Here is a 7,307-nt window from a genome sequence, read left to right on the forward strand (position 1 = left end):
TCCCGCTACGACCGCGGGAGCCGCTGTCGGCGCCTACGGCTGTGAGGCCGACGAAGATCGCGACGGTGTCGCCAACGCGATTGACGCCTGTCCGAACACGCCGGAAGGGGTCTCCGTGGACGAGCAGGGCTGCATCCTGGATTCCGACGCCGATGGCGTGCCGGATGGTCAGGACCAGTGCCCGGACACGCCGGCCGGTGAGCCCGTGGAGTCCAACGGTTGTTCGTTCGACGAGGATGGGGATGGCGTGACCGATGCGCTGGACGAGTGCCCCGCGACCCCGCCGGGCGTGGTGGTGGACGCAACCGGCTGTGGTGGTGACGCCGATGGCGACGGTGTGGCCGACGGTTTCGACCAGTGCCCGGACACGATCGAAGGCTTGCCGGTGAATGCCGAAGGCTGCGCGATCGAAGCCGCGCCGATCGCCGATTGTGGCGTCGGGGGCCTGGACTGCGCGGCGGCTGGCGAGGCCATCGTGCTCCCCAGCGTGCAGTTTGCATCCGGTCGCTCCGTGCTGACCGATGACGCCAAGCTGGCGCTGGATGACGTCGCCGCGACCATGGCACGCCGGCCCGACCTGGTGCTGGAAGTGCAGGGTCATACCGACTCGGTGGGCAATGCCGCGGACAATCAGCTGCTGTCCGAGTTTCGTGCCCAGGCCGTCGTCGACTACCTGATCTCGGTGGGCGTGTCGGCCGGGCGCCTGTCGGCGGAAGGTTTTGGTGACACCCAGCCGGTGGCGGGCAACGACAATCCGACCGGACGTGCGCTGAACCGCCGCGTCGTGATCGTGGTGGTGGACGCCTGATCCAGGCCAGTCAGCGGTGCGGCGATGCCCGCACCGCCATGCTTCGAAGGCGGGGTCCCAGACCCCGCCTTTTTTATGACCTGTCGCGGTAGCGCAGCGTGAGATCCGCGTAGGCGTCGATCCTGCGGTCGCGCAGATACGGCCAGATTCGGCGTACCTTCTCCGAGCGGGCGCGGTCGATGGTGGTGATCAGTACCTCGCGTTCGTGACCCGCGCGGGCGAGCAGTTCGCCCTGTGGTCCGCAGACGAAACTGCTGCCCCAGAACTCCGCGCCGGCGGTCGCCTCCGACGGGTCGGCTTCGAATCCGACCCGATTGACGGCGACGACGGGAATGCCGTTGGCCACGCCATGGCTGCGCTGAATCGTGATCCAGGCGTCCTGCTGGCGGTGCATCTCGTCGCTGTCGTCGTCGGGATCCCAGCCAATCGCGGTGGGGTAGATCAGCAGGTCCGCGCCGGCCAGGGCCATGAGCCGTGCGGCTTCCGGGAACCACTGGTCCCAGCAAACCAGCACCCCCAGGCGGCCGACCGCGGTGTCGATCGGCTCGAACCCGAGGTCGCCGGGCGTGAAATAGAATTTCTCGTAGTAGCCCGGGTCGTCCGGGATGTGCATCTTGCGATACACGCCGGCCAGCGATCCGTCGTCGTCGAGCACCACCGCCGTGTTGTGGAACAGCCCGGGTGCCCGGCGTTCGAACAGCGAGCCGACGATCACGATACCCAGTTCTTCGGCCAGACGACCCAGGCGCTCGGTGCCCGGTCCCGGAATCGGTTCGGCCAGATCGCAGAGGCTGGTGTCCTCGGTCTGGCAGAAGTACACGCTGGCATGCAGCTCTGGCAGAACCACGAGTTCGGCGCCCTGGGCCGCGGCCTCGCGGATGCCCTGTTCGGATTCGCGCCAGTTGGCGGCGACGTCCTCGGAACAGGCGTGCTGGATCAGCCCGATGGTGAGCGGTTGGCTCATGGCGTTGCTCCGATGTCGGGGTAGTTCATGGTGACGCAGTGCAGACTGCCGTTCTGCGTGATCAACGCGCGGCAATCCACCGGTTCGATGCGGTGGCTGGGGAATGCGTCATCCAGCCTGCGCAGCGCGATGTCATCCGCATGTGTCCGGTAGACCGGGACCAGCACGGCATCGTTCAGAATCAGGAAGTTCGCATAGCCCGCCGGCAGGCGTCGACCGTCGTCGCCGATCTGCGGCTCCGGGAGCGGTAGCGGCACCAGCTCGTAGGGATGGCCGGCGGGGGTTCGGAATGCCGACAGTTCCCGCTGCATGGCCTTCAGGCCGTCGTGGTGACTGTCCAGGCGGTTGTCGCAGGCCTGGAAGGTGATCACGTTCGGATTGGCAACGCGGGCGAGGGTGTCGATGTGGCTGTCGGTGTCGTCGCCTTCCAGGTGGCCGTGCTCGAGCCACAGCACGCGGGTGACGCCCAGCCACTCGTGGAGCGAGGCTTCCAGGCCGGCCTGGGTCACCCCGGGGTTACGCCGCGGATCCAGCAGACAGGCGCGTGTCGCCAGCAGGGTGCCGGCGCCGTCGGATTCGATGCCGCCGCCCTCCAGCGTCCAGTCGATACCGTGCAGATCGGTGTGTCCGAATGCGCCGGCGTCATGCAGGCGCCGCGAGATCACGTTGTCCTGCGAGGCGTCGAACTTGCCCCCCCATCCATCGAAGCGGAAATCCAGCAGCAGCGCCCGGTCGCCATCGACGACGGTGATCGGCGCATGATCCCGCGCCCAGACATCGTCGGTTGGGCACTCAAACACCTGCGCCTTGTCCAGGCTCACGCCAGCCAGCTCGAGCGCCTGGTGAACATGGTCGGGATCGGCGGCGGCGACGATCAGTTCCGCGCGGGCGGTGATCAGCCGGGCAAGCGCCTGAAAGACCGGTTCGACGGTGGTGAAGTCATCGCCCCAGTCGGTGCCGGCATGCGGCCAGGTGAGCTGGACGCTGGCTTGCGGTGCAAATTCGGCCGGCCAGTGCATCGCGCGCGCTCGCGCTGGGTGAAGGGCGTGCGGGCCGGCGCCTAGTGCGCGGGCCGGAGTTCGTTGGCGTGGTAGATCGGAGCGGGCGCTTCCGGCACGACGGAATGCAGAACCAGCTGGTGTTCGAACACCACGACGAAATCGTCGTAGACCCAGCGCGAGATGGGTGGGTCGCCGATCGCGGCGACCTTGCGCCCCGGCTCGCCGAACTGCCGGCGGACGCTGGCCTTGCTCATGCCGCGGGTCGGGGTCGTCGGGCGCGTCAGCTGCTCGCCGACCGTGCCGGAACCCTCCGGAAAATCGAGGACATCCGCGGTGCTTGCAAAGCTTGCCAGCGCCATGGTCAGTCCACCGATCCAAACCCACTTGCACATGCTGATGCCGCCACTTCCAAGGACTATCGGGACTATAGCATCGGCCCGTGGGAGCGAAAACAAGTAGAATTCGCGGATGTTCCAGCCCTTCGAACTGGCGATTGGCCTGCGCTACACCCGCGCCAAACGCCGGAATCACTTCATCTCCTTCATTTCGCTGATCTCGATGCTCGGGATTGCGCTCGGCGTCACCGCGTTGATCACCGTGCTGTCGGTCATGAACGGGTTCGAACGCGAGCTGCGTCAGAGCATTCTCGGCATGGCGGCGCATGCGACGATCTCGGCCTTCGAAGGTGGTCTCGACTCGCCGGATGCGGTGTCCGAGCTCGCCAGCCGCCATCCCGAGGTGATCGGCACCGCGCCCTACATCGAGGGTGAGGGCATGGCACGGCGCGGCGGCACGTTGTCGGGCGTGTTGTTGCGCGGCATCGATCCCGCTCAGGAGCCGTCGGTGTCCATCGTCGGCGACCGGATGGTCGCCGGCTCGCTGGACGATCTGATGCCCGGTGAGTTCCGGCTGGTGATCGGCGTCGAACTCGCCAGGGCGCTGGGGCTGGCCCCGGGCGACAAGGTGGATTTGATGATCCCGCAGGCCAGCGTCACGCCGGCGGGCCTGACGCCGCGCTTTCGCCGTTTCACCGTGTCCGGGGTCTTCGAGATCGGCATGTACGAGTACGACCGGTCCATGGTGTACATGCACATCGACGATGCCGCTGCCCTTTATCGGCTTGGTGACCGGGTGACCGGCCTGCGACTGAAACTCAGCGACATGTTCGCCGCGCCGCGGATCAGCCGCGAGGTGGCCGATGAGCTGCCCGGCTTCGTCTATGTGCGCGACTGGACCCAGCAGCACGCGAACTTCTTCAAGGCCGTGCGCACGGAAAAGCTGGTGATGTTCGTCATTCTGAGCCTGATCGTCGCGGTCGCCGCCTTCAACGTGGTCTCGACGCTGGTCATGGTCGTGACCGACAAGCAGGCGGATATCGCGATCTTGCGGACGCTGGGCGTCTCGCCGGGCTCGGTGACGATGATCTTCATCGTTCAGGGCGCCGTCATCGGCCTGATCGGCACGGCACTCGGATTGCTCGGCGGCATCACCCTGGCGCTCAACGTCGAAAATCTGGTGCCGGCACTGGAGCGCCTGTTCAACCAGGACTTCATCTCGGGCGATGTCTACTACATCAGCGAACTGCCTTCCGATCTGCACTGGAACGACGTGATCAAGATCGCGCTGCTGTCGCTGGCGCTGGGTTTGCTGTCGACGATCTACCCGGCCTGGCGCGCGTCACGCGTCCAGCCGGCGGAGGCACTGCGCTATGAATGAGCATCCGCGCATCGAGGCCCGTGGCATCCGCAAGGTGTTCGACGAAGGACGCACCGCGGTCGATGTGCTCCACGAGCTGGATTTTCGCGTGGAGGCCGGCGAGAGCGTCGCGATACTCGGTGCCTCCGGTTCCGGCAAGAGCACGCTGCTGCACCTGCTGGGCGGACTGGACACGCCCAGCGCCGGCGAGATTCTCGTCGATGGCGAGAACATGGCGTCATTGTCCGACGCCGGTCGGGGGCGCCTGCGCAACGCCAAGCTGGGGTTCGTCTATCAGTTTCATCATCTGCTGGCGGAGTTCACCGCGTTGGACAATGTCGCGATGCCGCTGGTGATCCGGCGAGGCGCCGCCGCGCGGCAGGCGCGCGGCGAGGCGCAGGCGCTGCTGGAGCGCGTGGGTCTTGGGCACCGTCTGGATCACAAGCCCGGCGAGCTGTCGGGCGGCGAGCGCCAGCGGGCCGCGGTGGCGCGGGCGCTGGTCACCCGGCCGGCCTGCATGCTGGCCGACGAGCCCACCGGCAACCTCGACAGCGACAGCGCGGAAGGCGTGTTCGAGCTGATGCAGTCGCTCAATCGCGAACTGGGAACCAGTCTAGTGGTGGTCACGCATGATCAGGCCCTGGCCGCGCGCCTGGATCGTCGCTGTCTGTTGAAAGACGGGCGGCTGGAAGCAGTCTGACGCGACCGCGATGACGGCCCCAATGCCCGATGTGCGTTGGCTGGCCGTTTGCGCGCTGGGTGGTTGCACCGCCGCCGTTCTGGGCTGGGTGACGTGGATCGTCGCTGCCGCGGCGATGGTGATGGGCGCGCTGGGTTGCTGGCCGGGTCGCCGTTTGGGGGCGCAGGCTGGTGTCACCGCCACCACCGGTCTCCTGGTCGCCGGGCTGTGGGCCGCGATCAGTCTGGCGACCATCCATCATGTGCTCGGGCAACGCTGGGCGGAATCGTCCGAGCCCTGGTCGATCCGCGGGCATGTTGTCGATCTGCCGGATCGCACGCCATACCGGCTGCGCTTTCGTTTTCGCGACACCGAGTCAGGCGATCTGCTCTGGTTGAGCTGGTATGACCCGCCTGTCGATGTCGAGTCCGGTGACTGTCTGCAACTCGATGTCCGCCCGCGCGATCTACGCGGCCTGGCCAACGTCGGCGGCTTCGACTACGAGGCCTGGCTGTTTCGGCAACGCTTCGCGGCGCGCGGCACGATTACCGATGGTCAGCGCTGCACGGATGATCGGCGCGGCGTCGACCGGTGGCGGGATCGCGTGGGGCGGAGGTTGGCCGACGGGTTGGGGCACAGTCCGGGGACGGCAATCATCCGCGCGCTGCTGGTCGCCGACCGGCGTGGATTCGATGATGCGATGTGGACGACGCTGCGCCGAACCGGTGTGGGCCACCTGCTGGCGATCTCCGGATTGCACATCGGTCTGGTGGCCGGCCTCGGTTTTCTGATTGGTCGCTGGTTGTGGCGACGCTCCGCGAGACTTTGCCTGCTGTGGCCCGCGCCTCTGGCGGGCGGTGTCGCGTCGGTCGTGGTGGCCGCGGTCTACGCGACCGCGGCTGGCTGGTCCGTCTCGACCCTGCGCGCCTGGTTGATGGTGACGTTGATGGTGTGGGCACTCACCAGTCCGGTCCGTCCCCAACTTGGGCGTGTGCTGGCGCTGGCCGTGATGGTGTTGCTGGTGCTCGACCCGCTCGCGCCCATGGACCCGGGGTTCTGGCTGTCGGTCGCCGCGGTCGCGTTGATCGCATGGATGCTGCCTGGTGCCGGGCAAGCGTCGTCGTTGCGTCTTCTGGTGCGCCTGCAAATGGGTTTGTCGCTGGGGCTCGCGCCGCTGGTGCTGTTCTGGTTCGGGGAAGCCTCCTTGAGCGGAGTCTTGCTCAACCTGATTCTGGTGCCGCTGTCGGTGTTGTTCGTGCCGCTCACGTTGTTGCTGGGTGCGGCGGCCATCGTCCAGTCGGCGGCGTTCGGGCCATTGCTCGGAACGCTGGCCGATGCGCTGAGCCTGACGATGCATTGGCTGGAGATTGTCGGCGCCCAGCCCTGGGGCTGGGCCGATGCCCGGCCGAATGCCTGGGTCGCGGCGGCCGCGACGCTGGGCGCGCTCTGGGTCCTGTCGCCGATGCGGATGCGCTGGCGGCTGTTGGGCGGGTTGTTGTGGCTTCCGCTGCTGATCTCGCCCCCGGCGATGCCCGAATCAGGCGTGTGGGTGGACGTGCTGGATGTGGGGCAGGGGACGTCTGCGCTGATCCGGACGCATCGGCACAGCCTCGTCTACGACGCCGGGCCAGCCTATCGCAGCGGTTTCGATACCGGTGCGGCGGTTGTCGTCCCCGCCCTGCGCGCGGAGGGTCTCCGTCATCTCGACCGGCTGGTCGTGTCGCATGGCGACTCCGACCATGCCGGTGGCGCAGATGCGGTCCTGCGGGCGTTTCCAGGGGCTGAGCGCTGGGGATACGGCGGTCGACACTGTCTCGCCGGCGAGCACTGGGTCTGGGACGAGGTGCGCTTCGAATGGTTGCATCCGATCATGCCGGGTGGTGATGACAACAACGCCTCCTGCGTGCTGCGCATCGAGACGGCCGGCGGCGCGTCGATGCTGTTGACCGGGGACATCGAGGCGTCGGCCGAGCGCGAACTCGTGGCGCGGGTCGGTGGACGATTGCGCAGCGATGTGCTGCTGGTCGCGCATCACGGGAGCGCCGGGGCATCGACGCCGGAGTTTCTCGCTGCGGTGGAGGCGGATCTGGCCGTGGCGACCGCCGGCTGGCGCAACCGCTGGGACTTCCCGCGACCGGAGGTCCGCGATCGACTCGAGCA

Annotated in this window: 7 protein-coding genes; 4 read left to right on the plus strand and 3 right to left on the minus strand. The window is 67.4% G+C overall.

The window, feature by feature from the left end; all coding sequences use genetic code 11:
• The coding region (locus ABNS06_RS07425) for an OmpA family protein (RefSeq protein WP_348673587.1) at window positions 1-808 on the plus strand (808 nt) is incomplete at its 5' end.
• 73 nt (window positions 809-881) lie between these two features.
• On the opposite strand, the gene ABNS06_RS07430 is transcribed toward ABNS06_RS07425, so the two are convergent.
• Genes ABNS06_RS07430 through ABNS06_RS07440 form a run of 3 tightly spaced genes read right to left on the minus strand, consistent with a single transcriptional unit; the run spans window position 882 to window position 3,165 of the window.
• The gene (locus tag ABNS06_RS07430) at window positions 882-1,772 is read right to left on the minus strand and encodes a carbon-nitrogen hydrolase (RefSeq protein ID WP_348673589.1); all 891 of its coding nucleotides are present in this window, start codon (window positions 1,770-1,772) and stop codon (window positions 882-884) included.
• Window positions 1,769-2,791 (minus strand): agmatine deiminase family protein, encoded by a 1,023-nt coding sequence (locus tag ABNS06_RS07435; RefSeq protein ID WP_348673591.1) that lies wholly within the window; start codon window positions 2,789-2,791, stop codon window positions 1,769-1,771. The genes ABNS06_RS07430 and ABNS06_RS07435 overlap by 4 nt, the downstream gene beginning before the upstream one ends.
• Window positions 2,792-2,832: 41 nt before the next feature.
• Window positions 2,833-3,165, minus strand: coding sequence for a hypothetical protein (locus ABNS06_RS07440; protein ID WP_348673592.1), 333 nt, complete (start codon window positions 3,163-3,165; stop codon window positions 2,833-2,835).
• A 76-nt stretch (window positions 3,166-3,241) separates the two neighbouring features.
• Between ABNS06_RS07440 and ABNS06_RS07445 the strand changes: the two genes are divergently transcribed.
• From ABNS06_RS07445 to ABNS06_RS07455, 3 genes are all read left to right on the plus strand, one after another.
• The gene (locus ABNS06_RS07445) at window positions 3,242-4,489 is read left to right on the plus strand and encodes a lipoprotein-releasing ABC transporter permease subunit (RefSeq protein WP_348673593.1); all 1,248 of its coding nucleotides are present in this window, start codon (window positions 3,242-3,244) and stop codon (window positions 4,487-4,489) included.
• Window positions 4,482-5,168, plus strand: coding sequence for a lipoprotein-releasing ABC transporter ATP-binding protein LolD (gene lolD, locus ABNS06_RS07450; RefSeq protein ID WP_348673594.1), 687 nt, complete (start codon window positions 4,482-4,484; stop codon window positions 5,166-5,168). The genes ABNS06_RS07445 and lolD overlap by 8 nt, the downstream gene beginning before the upstream one ends.
• A 22-nt stretch (window positions 5,169-5,190) precedes the next feature.
• Window positions 5,191-7,307 (plus strand): DNA internalization-related competence protein ComEC/Rec2 (locus ABNS06_RS07455; RefSeq protein ID WP_348673596.1); only part of this gene is annotated, 2,117 nt, incomplete at its 3' end.

Source organism: uncultured Abyssibacter sp. (genome assembly GCF_964000955.1).
Taxonomy (GTDB): Bacteria; Pseudomonadota; Gammaproteobacteria; order Nevskiales; family OUC007; genus Abyssibacter.

What these genes read in the sequence shown, in the direction of transcription:
- ABNS06_RS07435 (WP_348673591.1), bottom strand. Translation starts at nt 2,791, where the DNA reads ATGCACTGGCCGGCCGAATTTGCACCGCAAGCCAGCGTCCAGCTCACC.
- ABNS06_RS07430 (WP_348673589.1), bottom strand. Translation starts at nt 1,772, where the DNA reads ATGAGCCAACCGCTCACCATCGGGCTGATCCAGCACGCCTGTTCCGAG.
- ABNS06_RS07445 (WP_348673593.1), top strand. Translation starts at nt 3,242, where the DNA reads ATGTTCCAGCCCTTCGAACTGGCGATTGGCCTGCGCTACACCCGCGCC.
- lolD (WP_348673594.1), top strand. Translation starts at nt 4,482, where the DNA reads ATGAATGAGCATCCGCGCATCGAGGCCCGTGGCATCCGCAAGGTGTTC.
- ABNS06_RS07440 (WP_348673592.1), bottom strand. Translation starts at nt 3,165, where the DNA reads ATGTGCAAGTGGGTTTGGATCGGTGGACTGACCATGGCGCTGGCAAGC.